9 protein-coding genes and 2 rRNA genes are annotated in these 20,104 nt (G+C 55.5%); 2 read left to right on the top strand and 9 right to left on the bottom strand.

All coding sequences use genetic code 11. The annotated features are described in order from the left end of the window. Positions 1 to 35: 35 nt before the first annotated feature. On the top strand, positions 36 to 1,631 hold the full coding sequence (gene ispG, locus BQ5361_RS10045) for a (E)-4-hydroxy-3-methylbut-2-enyl-diphosphate synthase (RefSeq protein ID WP_071425038.1): 1,596 nt from the start codon (positions 36 to 38) through the stop codon (positions 1,629 to 1,631). Positions 1,632 to 1,738: 107 nt separating this feature from the next. After that, entirely contained in the window at positions 1,739 to 2,353 is a 615-nt protein-coding gene (locus tag BQ5361_RS10040; RefSeq protein WP_052131069.1) for a WbqC family protein, read from the top strand. Positions 2,354 to 2,427: 74 nt separating this feature from the next. Here the strand turns inward: BQ5361_RS10040 and BQ5361_RS10035 are convergent, their stop codons facing one another. The 9 genes from BQ5361_RS10035 to BQ5361_RS09985 form a co-directional block, all read right to left on the bottom strand. Then, complete coding sequence (locus BQ5361_RS10035; protein WP_035473578.1) at positions 2,428 to 3,921, bottom strand: BACON domain-containing protein; 1,494 nt, start codon at positions 3,919 to 3,921, stop codon at positions 2,428 to 2,430. Between the two features lie 531 nt (positions 3,922 to 4,452). Continuing rightward, positions 4,453 to 5,916 (bottom strand): BACON domain-containing protein, encoded by a 1,464-nt coding sequence (locus tag BQ5361_RS10030; RefSeq protein WP_081976844.1) that lies wholly within the window; start codon positions 5,914 to 5,916, stop codon positions 4,453 to 4,455. A 340-nt stretch (positions 5,917 to 6,256) separates the two neighbouring features. Continuing rightward, the gene (locus BQ5361_RS10025) at positions 6,257 to 7,720 is read right to left on the bottom strand and encodes a hypothetical protein (protein WP_143047558.1); all 1,464 of its coding nucleotides are present in this window, start codon (positions 7,718 to 7,720) and stop codon (positions 6,257 to 6,259) included. Positions 7,721 to 8,412: 692 nt separating this feature from the next. After that, the gene (locus tag BQ5361_RS10010) at positions 8,413 to 9,957 is read right to left on the bottom strand and encodes a BACON domain-containing protein (protein WP_022064508.1); all 1,545 of its coding nucleotides are present in this window, start codon (positions 9,955 to 9,957) and stop codon (positions 8,413 to 8,415) included. A 496-nt stretch (positions 9,958 to 10,453) separates the two neighbouring features. Continuing rightward, the gene (locus BQ5361_RS10005) at positions 10,454 to 12,013 is read right to left on the bottom strand and encodes a BACON domain-containing protein (protein WP_257587969.1); all 1,560 of its coding nucleotides are present in this window, start codon (positions 12,011 to 12,013) and stop codon (positions 10,454 to 10,456) included. A gap of 246 nt (positions 12,014 to 12,259) precedes the next feature. Then, the gene (locus BQ5361_RS10000; protein WP_071425032.1) at positions 12,260 to 13,864 is read right to left on the bottom strand and encodes a BACON domain-containing protein; all 1,605 of its coding nucleotides are present in this window, start codon (positions 13,862 to 13,864) and stop codon (positions 12,260 to 12,262) included. A gap of 270 nt (positions 13,865 to 14,134) precedes the next feature. Next, complete coding sequence (locus tag BQ5361_RS09995; protein WP_035473566.1) at positions 14,135 to 15,760, bottom strand: BACON domain-containing protein; 1,626 nt, start codon at positions 15,758 to 15,760, stop codon at positions 14,135 to 14,137. A gap of 1,181 nt (positions 15,761 to 16,941) precedes the next feature. Next, a 5S ribosomal RNA gene (rrf, locus tag BQ5361_RS09990) occupies positions 16,942 to 17,054 on the bottom strand. 106 nt (positions 17,055 to 17,160) lie between these two features. Continuing rightward, positions 17,161 to 20,030 (bottom strand): 23S ribosomal RNA (locus BQ5361_RS09985). Positions 20,031 to 20,104 lie beyond the last annotated feature (74 nt).

The raw sequence follows: 20,104 nt of genomic DNA, 5'->3' as shown, positions 1-20,104 counted from the left end.
GGTGCGGGCCGCAGGCCCCGATACTATCGAGAAAAATGGACGACGAAAAGAAAGAGAGGCTTAGGCGGGCCTGGGCGGAAGCGACAGCAGGAAACAGGCGCCGGAGCCGGGAGGTAAAGATAGGCAGCGTCGCCATCGGCGCCGGCCATCCGGTGGCCGTACAGTCGATGACCGACCGCAATACGAACGATACCGAAGCCTGCATCGCGCAGACCGGACGTATCCGGCAGGCCGGAGGCCGTATCGTGCGGCTCACCACGCAGGGGCTCCGGGAAGCGGAGAGCATGCGTATCATTGCAGCCGAGGTACGCCGCCGGTGGCCCGATACCGCACTGGTGGCCGACGTGCACTTCGTTCCCCAGGTGGCCGACGCCGTAGCAGCGTTCGCGGACAAAGTGCGGATAAATCCCGGCAACTACAACGACCGCGGCGGCAGCTTCGAGGCGCTGTTGGAGAAGTGCCGCCGAAGCGGTGCCGCCCTGCGCATCGGCGTGAACCACGGTTCGCTCTCGCCCAAGATGGTAGGACTCTACGGCGATACGCCGGAAGGCATGGTGGAGTCGGCCATGGAGTACCTGCGCATATGCCGGCGGGAGGGGTTCGACCGGGGGGTCATCTCCATGAAGTCGAGCAACACCCGCGTCATGGTACACGCCTACCGGATGCTCGTGGCCGCAATGCACCTCGAAGGGATGGACTATCCCCTCCACCTCGGGGTGACGGAAGCGGGCAGCGGACTGGAAGGACGCATCAAATCGGCCGTCGGCATCGGGGCGCTGCTGGCCGACGGCGTGGGCGACACGATACGCGTTTCGCTGACCGAACCGCCTGAAAACGAGATTCCCGCCGCACAGGCCATTACGGCCCACTTCGCGGCCGCAACGGCTTCCGAAGGCACGTTCCGCAGGGGACAGGAGGCCCTGCGGGAACCGTTCGCCTATTCGCGCCGCCTTACCGCATCCGTCGGCCGGATAGGCGGGGACAATCCCCCCCTGCTCCGGTCGGAACTGCTGGCCGACGAAGCCGACGCCCTGCACGACGGACGCATTGCCGTCATCGAGGCCGTGGGACCGCATCCCGTCGAGGAGTGGCGCGAGGCGATAGTCCGCATGGACGCCGCCGGCGACCGCCGTCCGGTCATCCTCAAGCGTACCTATCCGTCCTGCGACCGGACGGAACTCGCCATGCAGGCCGCAGCGGACTTCGGCGTTATGTTCATCGACGGACTGGCCGACGGCATCTGGATAGAAAGCGCGGCAGGAACGCCGCAGGCCGACACCGACAGCATAGCCCTCGACATTCTCCAGGCTTCGCGGGCCCGGATGAGCAAAACGGAATTTATCTCGTGCCCCGGGTGCGGCCGGACGCTCTATGCCCTGCAGGATACGCTCGCCGTCGTCAAAGAGCGCCTTTCGCATCTGAAGGGGCTGAAAATCGCCGTCATGGGCTGCATCGTGAACGGTCCCGGCGAGATGGCCGACGCGGATTACGGTTACGTGGGAGCCGCACCGGGCCGGATAACCCTCTACCGCGGCAAGGAGCCCGTCCGGCGCAACATTCCGCAGGAGGATGCGCTCGACGCGCTCATCGCGCTGCTCCGGTCGGACGGCCGCTGGACGGAACCGGAATAGGAGCGCAGACGCGGGCCGCAGCCGAGACCGCCGCCCGGCTCCCTTCTCGAAGGGACGATACGGCCCGTCCCGGACGAAACACATGCAACCGACAAGCCCATGCAGGAATGAAGACGATATTGCCGCTGACATACCTCGGCAGCACGGAATACTTCCGCTGCCTCTACGACGGAACGTGCGTGATAGACCTCTACGAGCACTACGTGAAACAGAGTTACCGCAACCGCTGCGACATCCTGACGGCCGGGGGCCCCGCGTCGCTCACCGTCCACGTCGTCAAGGGAGGCAGCATCCGCAAGCGGCCCGTGTGCGACATGCGCATCGACTACTCCAAACGCTGGCAGCACCAGCACTGGATGTCCATTCTCTCCGCCTACAGGAATTCCCCCTACTTCGACCATTACCGCGACCGTTTCGAACCCTTTTACAACCGGGAGTTCACTTTCCTGGCCGACTGGAACATCGCCCTGCTGGAGACCGTCACCGGAATACTCGGCACTCCGCCGGCGCTCCGCTTCAGCGACTCCTACATCGAGGCCGACACGGACGACCGCGACCTGCGCCCCGCCTTCGAACCGCTCCGGGCCAACGGGCGCACCACGGCAGGCGGCGTATACGAACAGGTCTTCGCCGACCGCTTCCCCTTCGTTCCGAACCTCTCCGTCATCGACCTGCTCTTCTGCGAAGGCCCTGCGGCGAAAGCGTTCCTCACGCAGCCCTGAACGACGTCTGTCCCCCCCCCAAAAAAATCCGGCACCCGTCTGCGGATGCCGGACCGTTGTTTCCGTCTGTTCGCCTATTTACCGATGGGCGGCGCGATATACCAGCTGACATACGTGACGCCTCCGGCCGATGCCATGGGGAAAGAACCGATAACGGACTTCCCGTCGGGTGTCACATAACTGATAAAACCGCTGTCAGGAATGATGATGCCGTACGTATCGTAAACCCAGTCCGCCATGCTGCCGAGGTCGGTGCCCGTATTCAGGTCGTAGACCATACATGCGGTGACGCCCAACGAACCGAGTCCGATGAAGGCGATGCCGTCGTCGGTCACGTGCGTACCGGAACCGCTTCCGTAATCGTTCACGATGACGGTCGTTTCGGTCTCGGTATTGTAGAAAGCGGGGGTTTCGGAGGTGTACATGGAGATACCGTCGTCGGATACCGAATCCTCACAGTATTTGGTGGCTATCCATTTGCCGTTGGGACTCACTTTCGTATTTTCGGCAGTACATTTACAACCTTTGACGAGATGCGTTTCGTATTCGGTGCCGTCGCCCATCTTCATGGTGACGGGAACCACCTCCCGCACATCGTGGCCTACCCATTTCGGTGCCGCAGTGTTCTCTCCGTTATTGACCCAATAGAGCATGCCGAAGTCCCAGTTTTCCCAAGAGGTCCCGTAGATGATTTCGCCGTTGGCGGAGATGCCGCGGGCCATGCCGCCGTACCAGGTGGCTTCATCGCGGTAGTTGAGCTCCGGCCACGGCAGTTCGTGCGGCACGCCGTCTATCCACAGCAGGGCTTTGGAAGGAGCGTTGTCTTCGCCTACCCTGCCTTTTACCGCATAGCCTACCCAATACCTGCCGTCTGCCGAAACACTCGATATGATGGGGGCGCCGCGGTAGCCTTCGTATGCATCGAGCTTGGTGACATTACCTTCTGTATCGACGATAATCATTCCGCCGTTGCTGCCGTCATGGATGAACAGCACGCCCTGGTCGGAAATGCACATGTTGTCGGTCATGTAGTAAACCGCCTCCGGATAGGGGCCGAATTCGTAAACATCTCCCGTCTCCATGTCGATGATGGTCGGGGAATACTGCCACGAATCGTCCGGGGCGATGGAGGGCACGAATCCGCCCACATATTTGCCGTTCGGAGAGATGGCAGCCCCGGACTGGAAGGTTTCCAGCCGACGGTAACGGGCAAACTCATTATCCTTCGCCAACTGGTTTACCGTAATCTGCTGCACGGCCTGTCCGGCCTCGACGGTAACGGTCGTACTCCGTTCGGCACCGGTTTCGTTGTCTTCGACGGTCAGGGTAAGCGTTTTCCCGTCTTCGCTCTTTTCCGCTTTCAGCCACGAAGCACCGGGAGCGACCTCATAATCCGCAGGCGAAGCCTTGACGGTGATTTCGAGCGGCTGATTCTCTTCGCCGAGAAAAGTACACAATACCTGGCTGAGATTCACATAATGGAACGTCTCTCCCCCCGTAGATTTGCAGCCTGTGCATGCCGCCAGGGCCAGTACGACGGCAAGGCCTTTGGATAAAATTCTTTTCATAGCTGGATAGGTTATCGGTTAATGTAAAGTTCGGTAAGGTCGGAGTACGGAGACCGCCAACCTTACTTATACAAAGATACGGAATAAATTATACATAAATACATTATGTTAAAATAGTAACGTATTTACACTGGACCGCATATCTACCCGAAAATAACAAAATATATACGCAGAACAGAGGCTATCCCCCTCCGAAGCACATAATCATGCAGTCCGACGCAGCGAACAAACTTCAGACAGTCACCGCCGGCCGCCTCCTGCAATTCGAGTAAAAGGGAGGCGGTACTCCATTTCTTGGCACGAATCCCGGCACAATGAATACGGCCGCCCGCCCATACCCTCTGTGCCCGGAGGGCAGCACAGGAACATACCCGGCGCCGAAAGAGAGGAAAGCCCCTCCCGGCAGGCTCTGTCGGGAAAACGGCCGTCGGACACACTCCCCGCCCGACACTGCCAAAAGGGACGGCCGGAAGATTGTCATCTTCCGGCCGTCCCGTCAATATAAGGTTTGCTGCAATCGTATGTCTGCCGCTATTTCGCCAACGACGGAGCGAGGTACCAGTTCGGCGCAGAAGCTACGATACCCTCCGTCTCGAACGTAGCGCCCCACCAAATCTCCTTGTCAGGCGTCAGGTATACGAGGTATCCCGAAGGCATATAAATACCGTACAGGTCGAGAATATACTGCTGGAGCGTACCGAGGCTCTCGCCGGTCTCTATCTTCACTACCTGGCAGCTCGACGTGTACAGACTCGGCGTACCGATGAAACCGATGCCGTCGTCCGTTACTACCATACCCGAACCGTCGCCATACTCGCTCATGATGTAGGTCTTGTTGTTCTCTACATCATAGAATGCAGGAGAAAAAGTCTGTTCAATACTGTTGCCGTCATCCACAGCGGTTTCGGTACGGAACGTACCTGCAATCCACCTGCCGTTGGGGCTTATCTGATACTGGCCTGCCCAGCTAATCATACCGTCCACGATATTATAGTCGTAAGTTCCTCCGTAACCGTCGGGGCGCTGGATGGTGGTCACTTTGCGGACATCCTCACCCACGAAATGTACGTTCCGGTCGGCATCCCAATAAATCATACCGAAATCTTTGTTATCCCACGTGGTACCGTAAATGATGGAGTGGTCTTCGGAAAAACCGCGGGCCATGAGGTCGAAATCATCGCCGTCGTAGGGAACGTCCCTGAAATCCTTCTCGGGCAGGGGAAGCATGGTCGCTGTTCCGTTCTCACAAACGTAGGGCCTGTAATGGCTGTTCACCATCGCCCAGCCTACCCAGAAAGTGCCGTCTGCCGACACGTTGCCGAGACCGAGCGTAGCGGCATCTACTCCGGGAACCTCTACCTCATAATAATTCTGTTCATTCACGTCGAATGCCTTCATGCCGCCATTCGCATCCACAGCATACAAAATGCCCGTATCGGTTATACATTCAACCGAGGTAGGAAACATGAGCGACTCCGGATACGGGCCGAGTTCTATTCTTTCGTCGGTTTCGAGGTCAATGAATATGAAGCGATGCAATGCCGCATCACCCTCTTCGGCGTAGGAATAGTAACCGCCGACCCACTTGCCGTTCGGGGAGATTACCGCCGAATGAAATTCCGCCAATTTACGGAACCGCATGGGGAGGCTATCGTCGCTGAGCTGAATCACCGTAATGGTCTGCTCCGCCTGCCCTGCCGTTATGGATATCGTAGTAGTTCTCTCCATACCGTCCGCATTGTCCGCTACGGTAAGCACGAGGTCATTTCCCGATTTCTCGGCGGTTACCCACGAGGCACCGGGCGTAACCGTCCACTCCGCCGGAGAGGTTTCTACCGTAATAGTAAAAGGTTCGTTGCCAGCGCTCTGGAAAGTACATGCTGCATCGCTCAGATATACGTACTGTTTTTCGGAAGTTCCGTTCTCCGTACATCCTGCCATGACCATGGCCGTAATGCCAAGCGCCAAAACTGTTTTCGATAAGATGTTTTTCATAGTCTGATATTAGTGTAATGGAATTGCTGCTCTAACCTGATGCCTCTTCACGGAGAGGAACGGCGCAAATGTAATAAGAAAAAATAATATTTAAAAACACTTATGCCCGAATAAGAATATTTTTAGCGAAGTATTGCACGGTTTTTACATGAATAGATATTTATAACACACCCACCAATATTATATATTTATCCGAATGCGGTTTGTATAAATAAAACGGTGTGACCGCTCCGAATAGTATGCAAGGAAGGATAAAGTGTCGGGCACGGCGGCAACCATAGCATACGAAAAAACGGGGCCGCTGACAGCGGCCCCGTGATTCATGCAATACCTGTTCGGATTATTCCGGGAGATAGAACGGTTCGCTCAGAGCAACTTCCTCTGCCCAACCGCCCTCTATCGGGCCGTTCTCGTTCATGGCCAGCACACCGATGTAGAACTTGGCACCCGCTACGAAATCGGGAATCGACGGGTCGATTACATAGTTGTTCTCAATCGATTTCCTATTATAGCACCATCCGAGGCTCAGATAGTTCGTAATCATCTCGTTCTTCAGGGCAGCCATATCATGCTCTATCTGGTTGTCCCAATAGTCGCCGCTGATGATATCGTAGAAGTAAGCCCTCGTGTTATCCGAAGTGTAGTTGATAGCGATGTTAAAGCCTTCCATCGTCACGTCGGTCACCGTGATGGTGAAGTCGCTTGCATCGGGCAGCGCTGCATTCGCGTTGAATGCCGGCGTGGAGTTGGCGTACTTCTTCACGAGGAACGGCTTGTACATTTCGTCGTAAGCTATTACATAAACATCCAGCGGATTCTCGAGTTCGAGGTCGGTAGTAGTGGCTGCTGCCTCCAGCACCTCATTGGTAGCGGACGTGATATACGTCCCGGCCACTACGGCACCGATGTTGATGTCCTTCCAAGCATCGAACATGTCGAGCGTCAGACCCTTCCAGTTGTTCACGCCGAACATCGTTCCGTCCGCAGCGCCTTCGGTCTGCTGATAAAGAACGAGCTGCTTGCAGAGCGCGTTGGGAGTTACGGTATAGTTCTGCATGTAGAAGTCCTTGGCACCCTCCGTACATACGAAGTTCGGTATCTCGTCGCTGCCCTCTGCATAGGTGGTGAACGGAATTTCGAAGAGCTGGGTATCGCGGCCGCTGCGGTCCTGACCGACGCAGTAGAATACATACTCGGTAGCGGGCTCAAGGTCGAAATAGTTCTCGGCCCAGTCGAATACCTCCGACTGCGTCTTGATGCTTGCCAGTTCGTCGTTCAGGAAAGCCTCCTTGTCGGCTGCTGTACCGAGCGCATACTTGTAGGTGTAGTAGTCGTTCGTATTGGTGATACGGAACGCTGCGCTGTTATCGCCTATATAGTAGGTTTCCACAACGAAATCGGAAGAAGCCGTCTTGAAACCGTGAGCGCTCACGGGACCGGCTGCGCCGTCTTCGTCATAAGCCATCGCATATACGACATAATATTCGCCGGCCTCCAGGTCTTTCCAGGTGTGAGTAATCTCCTGGTTGCTCGTTTCGGTCTGCATACCTACGATGTCACCGTTCTCGAAGTTCTCGCGGTCCTGCTCCGAGCCGATAGCGTAGTTGAACTTGGCAGTCTCTTCGGTAGGCACGAACTTAACGGTTACGTCGGAAACGCCCGGAGTACCTACGAATTCGATAGACACGGTCGGTTCGCCGATAACTGTTACGCCTCCTGCTTTCTCGTCACCGCCACACGCGGTAAGCAGCAGACCCAGGGAAGCGACCATCAAAACACACGGTTGAATCAATAGTTTTTTCATCTGTCTTTGAATATTTAGTTGTTTTAGGAAAAACACTTCATGTATTTCCGTTTATAAAAGGGTTAATTCAATTCACTTGTTCCGCAACACGGAGAACCCCGACGCTGTCCGGCTCCTCCTTCACATTACAAATATATTTACATTTTTTTAAAATCCCAATTTTGTCGGTGCAAATCATTCGCTGCACCGCATTAATTTCCGGCGGCTGCGAATCCCCGTTCCCGCCGTTCCTCCCGCTTTTTTTCTTTAAAACACAGTCCGGCAAGACCTTAAACGGTACGGCGGCCTTCACAATACTAACGCGGCCGAAAGCCGGTTTAGTATGACGCAGGCCGCAGAATAGCTTCCTGCGCCGCTTCCGTACGGATGCAGACGACCGTTACTGCCTGCAAATATATAATTTTTTGGCTATACGCTATCATCCGATACGACGAATCCCACAAAATATCGTTCCAGCCGATACGGTAACCGGTACGGATTCCACCGGCAAGGCCGCCGGAACGGGTGTCTGCCGGGAACCGCAACGCACCGCGGCCCGCCCCTTCCGGGACAAACCGCCGCAATCGGACAGGACCGGCGGCCGCAGAAAAATCAGGGGAAAAGCTCGCAGAGCCTCTCCCCTGAAAATCCGGCGTTCCTTTCCGGCCGGGTACGCACGACGCGCACCGCGGCGGGCAAAGAGCGGAGCGGCGCTATACCACACCGCCGTCATCCTCACCGCCGCCTCCCAGAGGAGGTTCGGGCGGATTATAGGTAACGGTCATATTGAACGTTGCGGTGCAGGTACCCGTGATGGCGTTTCCGGCATCATCCGTGAAGTCGAAAGTCAGCGTGTACACCTCACCGTTCCGCTGTACCGTCATCTTGCCGCCTGCCAGCGGAGCCTGTGCGACCGCCGCATCGTTCTGCGTATCGAAATACCAGCTTCCCATCGGGAAAATCGGGTCTACGACACCGAGATTGTCCTGACCGTACGTAATGGTATTCGGCTGGTTGTCGCTGTTCCTTACAACCGTATATTCGCCGTCGGGCAGATAATATTCGTTATCGTCGTTGTGCGGTATCTTCGTCGAGTAAACGGAGAGCTTGAGTCTGTTGCCGCTTCCCCGGTACACATAGGGCCATCCCGAAGTGTCGTATTCGAGTCCCGTCCCCCAGATATACATATCCCACGTCGCGGAAAGACGGGTATCTCCGCCGTCTGCCTCGGGAGTATTCGGGAAGAAATCCACGTTGCAAATCACATTCGTCATATCCGTAATCTCGACCGGCCCGGTCAGCGTCGAGAGGGTCGGACCGCCCTGTTTCACCGTGATGGTAATCGGTTCGAGTTCCTCGGCCGTCGGCGTGATGACCACATACCCCGTACGCTCCGGGGCACCCGGTTCGTCGTTCGCATCTACCCCGATGCCGATATAAGCCTCGTCGTCGTTATTGACTACGGTGAGGTTAATCCACGGCACCAGATTGCCGGCTCCGTCCGACGTTCCGGCCGTCCAGTCGGTCAGTACGGCCTCTACGTTGCACCGGTACACGCTGATATCGTTATAGCGGAACGAACACTCCAGCGGGTCCATCGTAACGCTCAGCGAAGGCTTGATTTCCTTGCCGTTCTGGGTTACGGTCACACTCTTGGCGGCCACCGATTCGTCGCTCGGCGTCACCACGATGCGGGTAGCACGCGGCGAAGTGGAGGGGTTGTCGTCCACCGTCACGGTAAACTTGCCGTCGCCGGCCTCCACATGAGCCCAGGTACCGTCCGCCTCGGGTGCTGCCTTCCAGGTCATTCCTTCGCCGTCCAGAACGACGGTCACCTCCTGTGCGGGAGCGCTCTCACCCACGAATTCCAGTTTGTCGGGCGTCAGGGTGAACTCCACTGCCACGGCCTCGCCGGCCTTCTGCGTCACGGTTATCTCCTTCGCCTTGACCTTCGCCGAAACGGCCTCGACGGTTATCTTGCCCACACGCTGCTCGGGGCCGTTGTCTGTCACGGAGACGGTGATGCCGTCGCCCGAATCCGTCTTCACGGCCGTAAGCCATGCCGCCGCCGATTCCGCCACGGTACATTTCCACTCGACATTGGAGGTCACCCCAACGTTCTGTGCGGGACTGCCGACCGCTTCGAACGTCAGGGATGTCGAACCGACCGTCAGTGTCGGTTCGCTCTCTGTCGGTTTGTCGCACGCCACGAACGCCAATGCGCACGCCGCGGCAACCAATGAAACGATTTTTTTCATAAGGTTTGCAATTAAGGGTTTAAAATACGTCACTATATAACGTATATCTTCGATACAAAAATATATTATTTTACAAACTCTTGCAATCGGCAGCCCCATTTTCTTACAGAACCAGGCGTCCGACGGGCCGAAAAGAGCACGGACTGCGTAGATTTCACACATCGGCCGGAAAGCGTCTGAAAAAAGCGTTCCGCCCCCAATCCACCGGCCGCCGCCGAAAAGAGGCCGCCGGCCGGATTTCCGGCAGTCACGATACCCGGCACAGCCGACAGCCATCCCGGCGGCGCGTCCGAAACGGCCGCGAACGAATCCGGCAATACCCGAAAGCATGTCCGGCACCGAACGGCGAACGACCGGACATGAACCGGGCATACGCCCGGAGGCCGCTCCGTTCCGACATAAAAACAGGCATCCCGCAAGGGGATGCCCGACGATACGCACCGCTGCTGTCTCACGCCCCGGACGCAACAACCGCCGGCCGGGCCGCAGGGTAAAATTACTGTCCGAAACCGGGGTCCGGGTCTTCCGGGTCTTCCGGTTCCTCGGGTTCTTCAGGTTCCGGAGCCGGATTCTCCCAGAAATTGATCTTCGATTCGGTGACCTTGGACACGACAGTTCCGGTGATATCCCATCCCGCATCGTCCTTGAAGTTCATCTCTATCGTATAGGTGTCGTCCGCGCCGAGGGCAACATTCATGGTACCCTCCCAAATCGGGGCCGACTCGGTAATCTCCCCGTCTTCGATATGTACGTACCACGAATGCGAGATACGGATGGTCAGGTTATTCGTCTCTCTTCCCTGTACGACGGTGAAAGGCACCCACTGCTCCTTGCTGGGAAAGTAGTCGTACCACTGCACATCATACACGCCGTCCGGAATATAAAAGAGTTCGTCGTCGTTGTAATTGATGCGGGAGGTATAAAAAGCGAGTTTGAGTACGTCGCCCGTTCCGGAATAGACGTACGTGCCGCCGTCCAACGTACGCGTGAGCCCGGCACCCCACAGCTCGCATTGCCAACTGGATGCCTGAGTGGAGGTGTCCCATTTCTGAGCCGGCGAGAGATAATAGTAGAAACCGCCGGCCGGATTCATATCCTCCAGCGTCACGTGGTCGGTCAGGCTGGAGAGGAACTCTTTGCCGGGGCCCTGGGTTACGGCTATCGTAATGGGCTCGATGCCCTCCGTATTGGTACGGATGACCACCTCGCCCGAACGCGCCTCCAGACTGGAGTTGGGCTGTACCCTCACAACGACGTTACCCGAAAGCTCCTCGGGCAGCCTGGAGACGCTCAGTTCTATCCATTCGGCCGGATTGCCCTCAGCATCTTTCGCCTCGGCAACCCAGGTACATGCCACCGCTGTCACCCGCAGCACCCTGCTGGCGGTCTCGTTGTAGGCGAACTCCATGGCATCGGTAGGAGAGACCGTCAGCGAAGGCACCTCTTCGGCAGGCTGCTGGGTCACCCTTACGCTCTTGGCCGCAACACCCTCCCGGTCGGGAGTGACGATAATGTTCGCGGCACGCTGGAGTTCCGTATCCTCGTAGGCATCCACCGTCACGGAGATTTTATCGCCCGATGCCTCGACATGAAGCCACGAGGCCCCCTGCTCGGCGGCGGCCGTCCACGTCAGCCCCTCACCCACGGCAGTCACCGTAACCTCCTGCGGTTCGGTGCTGTCGGCCTCGAATTCGAGCGATACGGGATTCACCGAAATCGAATACTCCGTCACCTCGCCGGCCTCCTGCGAAACCGTGACGCCTATCGGCTTCATTTCCGGATGGTCTGTAGCCGAAACGGTGACGGTACCGCTCCTCTTTTCGGCAGTCTCGTTGTCGCTCACGGTCACGGTAAGCGTTTCCGCATCGGTCTTGGAAACGGTCAGCCACTCCTTCGCAGCGCCGGACACCTCGTGCGTCCACTCCACGGCGACGGCTTCCACGGTGAGAGTTTGACTCGCATTGCCGCTCGCGGCAAATTCCAGAGCCAAAGGATTTACTTTTAAGGAAGGCTGTTCCTGCGGTGTTTCCGTTCCTTTACATGCAACGAGGAACATGGCAGCGAATGCTGCAAAAAATAAGAATTTTCTCATAATAGAATTTAGTTAAAGGTTGTGTGTTGTCGGTGCATACCGTTTGGTAAATATACACATTCCGAATGTTTATCGCAACTTGCAGGCGATATTTTTTTCTCCCGGATACCGCAGGGCGAAAAAGCGCCTCCGGAAAAACGGAGACAGCCCTGCGACTGCATGTCGCAAGGCTGTCCGTTTCCGGCCGTCCGGCGGATGGTCCGGCAACCGTTACTGCCCGAAACCGGGGTCGGGGTCAGGGTCGGGGTCAGGGTCGGGCTCCACGTCCTCTCCCGGCTCTTCCGGGAAGAAGTTACAGCTCGCCTTGGTTACGGTACCTTTGGCTGTACCGGTTATCGCATTGCCTCGGTCGTCCACAAAATCGAACGTGAATGTATAGGTATCGGGACCGTCCACCGCCACGGTCATGCTGCCTCCCGTCAGCGGGCCGGCCTCCGCAAATCCGCCGTCATCCACTTTCATGTACCAACTGCCGGTCGGATAGGTCAAATTTTTCGTTTTCCTTCCGGCTTCGACGGTATAGGGCACTATGTCCGCCTTATTGATGATGACATCATACTGTTTCACACGATACTCGCCGGCAGGCAGGGTAAACTCCTGGTCGTCATTGAAAGGAATATTCTCCGAAAAGAGCTTCAGATAGATGCGCGTACCGCTGCCGAGGAACGATTTGTTGCCAAACAGATCGCTCTCCTGAGAAACGCCGCTGCTCCACATGTCCATTATCCAATAGGTACCGGGATTCGTGGTATCCCACGTCTGACTCGGAGAGATATGGTACTGAAGCGCCCCCAGCGATTCCATATCGGATATCGCCACCGGGCCGGTCAGCGTAGAGAAGAACTCCTTGCCCGCCTCCTGGCTGACAGGAATGACGATATCCGGAATATTCTCCACTCCCAGGGCATAGACGGTCACCGAAGCCGAACGCGCTTCGAGCGTCTCGTTCCTGCCGACCGATATGCTGAGGGCCGAATGAGCCTCTGTCTTTATCGTCTGCGCCTTTACCCAACCGCCCGCATCGCCTTCGGTATAATCCACGCGAACGGCCCAATCGCAGTTCACGGCCGTTACCGTGATAATCCGTTCGACACTGCCGTCATACGCAAAAACAGGGACCTCCTTCGGGTCGGCATCGAGCGAGGGAGGCAGTATCTTCCCCTCCTGCACCACACGCACGGCCCGCGGTCTTACATCGTCCAGACCGGGGGTAATGATGATGTTCCCCGAACGCTGGTCGGTTTCCGGATTATCGCTCACCGATACGGAAATTCCGTCGCCGTCGGCAGTCACCGTAATCCACTCCTTGGCGGCATCTTCCGGAGCTGCCGTCCATGTCAGTTCCGGATTGCTGACCGTAACGGCGACACGCTGCGCCTCCGCACCCTCTCCCGCAAAGGTGAGGGATTCGGGACTGACCGTGATGGAACCGCCCGGCTGCACTCCTTCACCGGCCTCCTGCTGCACGGTGATGCCGATGGGTTTGATTTCGATATGGTCCACCGCCTTGACGGATACCGTACCGGAACGTTTCTCGGCCGTCGGGTTATCGGTCACGGAGATGAGCAGCGATTTCCCGTCCTCGCCCAGCGAGGCGGAGAGCCACTCCTGCGCCGCCCCCGACACTTCGTGCGTCCACTCGGTATTCGTTGCCGTGACGGCGACGCTTTGGCTGCCATTGCCCGTTGCGGCGAACTCCAACAACGTGGGCTGCACCGAAAGCGATGCAGCCGTATCCACAGGCTCCTTTCCGCAGGAGACCGCTGCAACGGCAAGCGGAAGGAGCATCATCCACAGAGAATAAATTTTTTTCATTTGCTACAATAGTTAAAGGTTCTCGGTTACGCTTATTACAACATTGACAAATATAGTATTTTTTAAAACAGCAACCAATAATATATATCCGATGTCAGAAATACCGATAAAAATTCCCCATCTCTCCACAAAATTTCCATAAACGCAGACAGGAACATCCCGTCGGAAAAGAGGGCACACCGACCGGCTTTCCGGAAAAAAGCACCCCCGCACAGATATGGTGCGGGGGTGCTGCCGATATAAATAGAGCTGTCTATCCCATACGGGCCGTCACTCGGTAGGCGGGCCGAAAGGCGGCAGTTCTCCGCCCTCGTCCGGGTCTTCCGGTTCTTCCGGTTCGCTCGGGTCGGGACGCTCCCAGAAATTCACGCTCATGTTATCGAGTTTGGTCACGCAAGTTCCCGTAATGGAGAAGCCGGCGTCGTCCTTGAAGTCCATCGTCAGGGTGTACTCCTCACCGCTGCGGGCCACGTGCAGGGTCCCGGACGATATGGGAGCCATGCCGCCGTACACATCCTCCTCGCCGAGAACCTCCAAATACCAACTGCCGGCCACTATCGACATGTTGCCGTTGGTCTCCTCGCCGGGCTTTACGGTAAACGGCACGAGAACAGGCCGGTCATTCTCATCCATCTCATCGGCCGCCACCGTGTAATCGCCTTCGGGCAGATAGTACTCCCCATCGTCGTTGTACACGATTCTCTCCGAATAAATCTCAATAAACAACCTCGTGCCAATACCGTTGTAGTGCCAAAATCCCTGCCAATCCTTGCTACGCTCGACGCCCGGTGCCAACAGCGTAAGAGACCACGTGGCCACCGGCCTGTCCTGCCATTTCTGGTTCGGAGAGAAAAAGACGTCGTTCACCACGCCCGTCCCCATATCGGTTATCTCCACGGGAGCCGTCAGGTTGGTCAGGAACTCCTTGCCTCCGGCCTGTACCACCTCGATGGTTACATTGGGTACCTCCGGATTGTCGGACGTAACCACTACGTACGCGCTACGCGCCTCGGTCGTGGTATTCGTTTCGGGACGGACACTGAAATAGGGGGTATCGACATTCTCTTTGGTGATGCTGGAGACCTTCAGCCACTCCACCGGATTCCCCACGACATCGGGGGTATCGGAAACCTTGGCATCCCAGTTCACATCCACGGCGGTCACATAGACCGTCGTACCTACGACAACGGAGTAGTCGAATTCAAGTTTGCCGGACTCCACGCTGGTACTGAGCGACGGAGGAAGCACCTTGCCCTTCTGCGTCACCCGAACCGCTTTCGGGTTCACGCTCTTCGTATCGGGAGTAACTATCACGTTCCCCGACCGTTCCGTCGTATCGGGATTGTCGGCCACCGAAACGGAAATCTTGTCACCGGAGGCAGTCACCGTAATCCAATCCTTGGCGGCCTCTTCCGGAGCCGCCGTCCATGTCAGCTTCGCATCGCTCACGGCAACGACGACCTCCTGCGCAGGAGCACCCTCCCCGTCGAACGTAAGAGCAGTGGGGTCAAGCGAGAAGGAGAGGTCACCCACTTCGGCACCTTCCTGCGAAACAGTGACACGCTTCGGGTCTACCTTAACATTGTCGGGCGTGAGGGTAAACGAACCGTTGCGGGCCGTCTCGGCCTCATTGTCCGAAACGGAGACCGTCAGCGTCTTGCCGTCGGAATTTTCCGTCACGGTAATCCACGCCTTGGATTCGTCGGACATGGTAATCTCCCACCCGACATTTTCGGCGGTTACGGTAACGGTTTTGCTGGAATTGCCGGAAGCTGCGAATGCAAGTTCCGAGGGAGAAACGGTCAGCGTCGGTTTCACCTGAGGCTCCTCCGGCCTATCGCACGACACGCCCAGCACGGCGGCCGCAAGGGCCAATACAGTCAAAATTTTTTTCATAGAATAAATATGCGTTAGAAATTAATGGCAGTCTTGTTAAGAACAAATATAGCATAATAAAATAACATATGCAACAATATTTGTTGAAGAAAAATACACACAGACCCGTCGTTTTGACTATATATCCACTTCTCCGACACCGGTAGCTCCTGTCAGCGCAACGCTGGCGGGGAGTGCTTCGTCGTCACCGTCCCGAAAGACTGCCGGCCTCCACACAAAAAAAGAACGGCCGCATCCTCCCGGATAAGCCGTTCTTCCACAACTTTTAACCAATCTTCTATTATATAAACCAATTACTACTGTTTGCCCTGTAAGCCGGGCTGCTTTAAGCTCTTATCACTTTATCCTGATTCTCCTGTCTTTCCGTTTTTCCACTCTCCGGCACCTCCGGTCGGTAACTCGCCTACCGTCTATCCGGACTTCCGAGCATACAGTCGCGGCCGCCTTTCCGACAATCCTGCCGCACCGTTTGCTCCATCATACAAACGGTATTCCCGCTAAAAAACGTATAATACCTCTGATGCAAATATAAAACAGAATTCGCAAAAATAAAAATATTTCTTTATCTCTATCTCGAAATATTGTGCGTTATTTTTTTAACTATTTAAAACGCCGCAATCTTTTCATTCCGTTTTACTACTTGCAAATATAATTATATATTGCCATCCATCCTATTTTTTACTCGATTTTTTTCGTGAAAAAAGCCAATCACTCTTCATACGGAGAAACGGATGGCTTAACAGATACTTCAAAGCGCATTCCACAAGGGAACGCCGATTGTTTCCACCTCTTTTCACACATTCCCAACGACAACCTGCACCCCGGCCGCACGGACGAAACAGTGCGTGGAACGCAGCCCAAAATTCTTCAATTCACACTCCGGACACTGTCGCTGCCGGAACTACGCCTCCCGCGCCACGTCTCCGATGCGAAGCGTATAGACTTATCTTCTCGGTTCGGAATCGAACCTTCGAGAGCTGCATCGGCAATCAAACCTCCGAACCAACACCAATTCCCTAAAGAAAAGTGCGCTCCTGTCAGGGGGGCATTCCGAATGGCCGACCGAGAAAAGAAAAGTCCTACGGCAGAGAAAGAATAGACACAAAAAAGCGCCGTTGAAACCGCTATCCGCTACCAAAGGGCAAAACACAAAAAAAGCGCCGATTGTGAATCGGCGCTTGAAGAGGCGGCTACCTACTCTCCCACAACTAAATGCAGTACCATCGGCGTGAATGGGCTTAACTTCTCTGTTCGGAATGGGAAGAGGTGGGACCCCACTGCTATTACCACCTAAATCTCGTATGTACCTTCATCCTACTGTCGTTCCGAACCGAACCTGCGACAAACTACGGTACATCGTCTTTGGAATCCATTGACTTAAAGGATGAGAAAAAGTCTTGTGCAGAAAGTCGTTCGGGTAATTAGTACCGCTCGGCTTTGACATTGCTGCCTTTACACCTGCGGCCTATCAACGTAGTAGTCTCCTACGACCCTCTAGGGAAATCTTATCTTGGGGTAGGCTTCGCGCTTAGATGCTTTCAGCGCTTATCCTGTCCGAACGTGGTTACCCGGCGGTACACCTGGCGGCATAACCGGTACACCAGAGGTTCGTCCAACTCGGTCCTCTCGTACTAAAGTCAGGACCCCTCAAATTTCCTGCGCCCACAACAGATAGAGACCGAACTGTCTCACGACGTTCTGAACCCAGCTCGCGTGCCACTTTAATCGGCGAACAGCCGAACCCTTGGGACCTTCTCCAGCCCCAGGATGTGACGAGCCGACATCGAGGTGCCAAACCGCCGCGTCGATATGAGCTCTTGGCGGCGATCAGCCTGTTATCCCCGGAGTACCTTTTATCCTTTGAGCGATGGCCAGTCCACACAGAACCACCGGATCACTATGCCCTGCTTTCGCACCTGGTCGACTTGTTGGTCTCACAGTCAAGCACCCTTGTGCCATTGCACTCTACGCACGGTTACCATTCGTGCTGAGGGTACCTTGGGAAGCCTCCGTTACGCTTTTGGAGGCGACCACCCCAGTCAAACTACCCACCAAACGGTGTCCCCTTCGCAGGGTTAGAACTCAAATACACAAAGGGCAGTATTTCAACGTTGACTCCACGAATACTGGCGTACCCGCTTCATTGTCTCCTGCCTATCCTACACATCGTATACCCAAATTCAGCGTTAAGCTGCAGTAAAGGTTCACGGGGTCTTTTCGTCCCGTTGCGGGTACCCGGCATCTTCACCGGGACTACAATTTCACCGAGCTCACGGTTGAGACAGTGTCCAGATCGTTACACCATTCGTGCAGGTCGGAACTTACCCGACAAGGAATTTCGCTACCTTAGGACCGTTATAGTTACGGCCGCCGTTTACTGGGGCTTCGATTCAATGCTTCTCTTGCGATGACATCCCCTCTTAACCTTCCAGCACCGGGCAGGTGTCAGGCCCTATACGTCTTCTTTCGAATTTGCAGAGCCCTGTGTTTTTGCTAAACAGTCGCCTGGACCTCTTCGCTGCGCCCATCTTGCGATGGGACCCCTTATTCCGAAGTTACGGGGTTAATTTGCCTAGTTCCTTAACCGTGAATCACTCGAGCACCTTAGGATACTCTCCTCGACCACCTGTGTCGGTTTACGGTACGGGTGATATGAACCTGAAGCTTAGAAGTTTTTCTCGGAAGTCCGCTTGGGCCAACTATCCGCTCACCCGTAGGCTTGCGGTACTGTCGGATTTCAGCATCAGAAAGCTCTTAACCTCCCGATTTACCTACATCCTTTAACCAACTATTCCGTCAGTTGGCGTGGCTTACGCCCCTTCGTCTCTCCGTCGCAGTCCATATCAGTATCGGAATATTAACCGATTGTCCATCGAAATCACCTTTCGGCTTATCCTTAGGTCCCGACTAACCCTGATCCGATTAACGTTGATCAGGAAACCTTGGTCTTGCGGTGGGCGGGTTTCTCGCCCGCCTTATCGTTACTTATGCCTACATTTGCTTTTCCATACGCTCCACCATAGCTCACGCTACAACTTCGACGCGAATGGAATGCTCCCCTACCGATCCGTAGATCCCAGAGCTTCGGCGGTATACTTGATGCCCGTTTATTATCCACGCACAACCGCTCGACTAGTGAGCTGTTACGCACTCTTTAAATGAATAGCTGCTTCCAAGCTAACATCCTAGCTGTCGCTGCAGTCGCACATCGTTAGTTCAACTTAGTATACTCTTCGGGGCCTTAGCTGCTGGTCTGAGTTGTTCCTCTCTCGTGGCCGGACATTAGCACCCAGCCGCTCACTGCTCTAAATCATTCTACTGGCATTCGGAGTTTGTCAGGATTTGGTAGGCGGTGAAGCCCCCGCATCCAATCAGTAGCTCTACCTCCAGTAGACTATTAAAACGCTGCTCCTAAAAGCATTTCGGGGAGTACGAGCTATTTCCCAGCTTGATTAGCCTTTCACCCCTACCCTCAGCTCATCCGGAAGCTTTTCAACGCTTATCGGTGCAGACCTCCATTCGGTGTTACCCGAACTTCATCTTGGCCAAGGGTAGATCGCAAGGTTTCGCGTCTACGACCACTAACTATACGCCCTATTCAGACTCGCTTTCGCTTCGGCTCCGTGACTCCTGCCACTTAACCTCGCTAGTGATCAGTAACTCGTAGGCTCATTATGCAAAAGGCACGACGTCACCACACGAAGTGGCTCCGACCGATTGTAGGCGAACGGTTTCAGGTTCTATTTCACTCCCCTGTTCGGGGTACTTTTCACCTTTCCTTCACAGTACTGGTTCACTATCGGTCTCTTGGTAGTATTTAGCCTTACCGGGTGGTCCCGGCAGATTCAGACAGGATTCCTCGTGTCCCGCCCTACTCAGGATACTGCCTTCTTTACCTCGATTACCCGTACGCAGCTTTCATGCTCTTCGGCCGGCTTTTCCAAAACCGTTCCGGTTCTCTCAGTATCGAATCCCGCAGTCCTACAACCCCGACATTGCCGTAACAACGTCGGTTTAGGCTTCTTCCCTTTCGCTCGCCGCTACTCAGGAAATCGATGTTTCTTTCTTCTCCTCCTCCTACTTAGATGTTTCAGTTCAGAGGGTTAGCCCACCTTACGGTGTGACTGGCCTCCTGCCAGCCGGGTTGTCCCATTCGGATATCTGCGGATCAAGTCTCGTTTGCAAATCCCCGCAGCTTTTCGCAGCTTACCACGTCCTTCTTCGCCTCCAAGAGCCTAGGCATCCCCCATTCGCCCTTAATTACTTTCTTCCAGTATGCACCGCCTTTTGCTCGGTACATACCCTCTTTCTCATCCCTTAATCATGTCAATGAACTCTGTTCCT

It is taken from the genome of Tidjanibacter massiliensis (assembly GCF_900104605.1).
In the GTDB taxonomy this organism is placed as follows: domain Bacteria; phylum Bacteroidota; class Bacteroidia; order Bacteroidales; family Rikenellaceae; genus Tidjanibacter; species Tidjanibacter inops.
Note: the sequence above shows the minus strand (reverse complement) of the source record. Positions and strands in the feature narration are given on the sequence as shown.

What these genes read in the sequence shown, in the direction of transcription:
- BQ5361_RS10005 (WP_257587969.1), bottom strand. Translation starts at nt 12,013, where the DNA reads ATGTTCCTCGTTGCATGTAAAGGAACGGAAACACCGCAGGAACAGCCT.
- BQ5361_RS09995 (WP_035473566.1), bottom strand. Translation starts at nt 15,760, where the DNA reads ATGAAAAAAATTTTGACTGTATTGGCCCTTGCGGCCGCCGTGCTGGGC.
- BQ5361_RS10025 (WP_143047558.1), bottom strand. Translation starts at nt 7,720, where the DNA reads ATGAAAAAACTATTGATTCAACCGTGTGTTTTGATGGTCGCTTCCCTG.
- ispG (WP_071425038.1), top strand. Translation starts at nt 36, where the DNA reads ATGGACGACGAAAAGAAAGAGAGGCTTAGGCGGGCCTGGGCGGAAGCG.
- BQ5361_RS10010 (WP_022064508.1), bottom strand. Translation starts at nt 9,957, where the DNA reads ATGAAAAAAATCGTTTCATTGGTTGCCGCGGCGTGCGCATTGGCGTTC.
- BQ5361_RS10040 (WP_052131069.1), top strand. Translation starts at nt 1,739, where the DNA reads ATGAAGACGATATTGCCGCTGACATACCTCGGCAGCACGGAATACTTC.
- BQ5361_RS10030 (WP_081976844.1), bottom strand. Translation starts at nt 5,916, where the DNA reads ATGAAAAACATCTTATCGAAAACAGTTTTGGCGCTTGGCATTACGGCC.
- BQ5361_RS10000 (WP_071425032.1), bottom strand. Translation starts at nt 13,864, where the DNA reads ATGAAAAAAATTTATTCTCTGTGGATGATGCTCCTTCCGCTTGCCGTT.
- BQ5361_RS10035 (WP_035473578.1), bottom strand. Translation starts at nt 3,921, where the DNA reads ATGAAAAGAATTTTATCCAAAGGCCTTGCCGTCGTACTGGCCCTGGCG.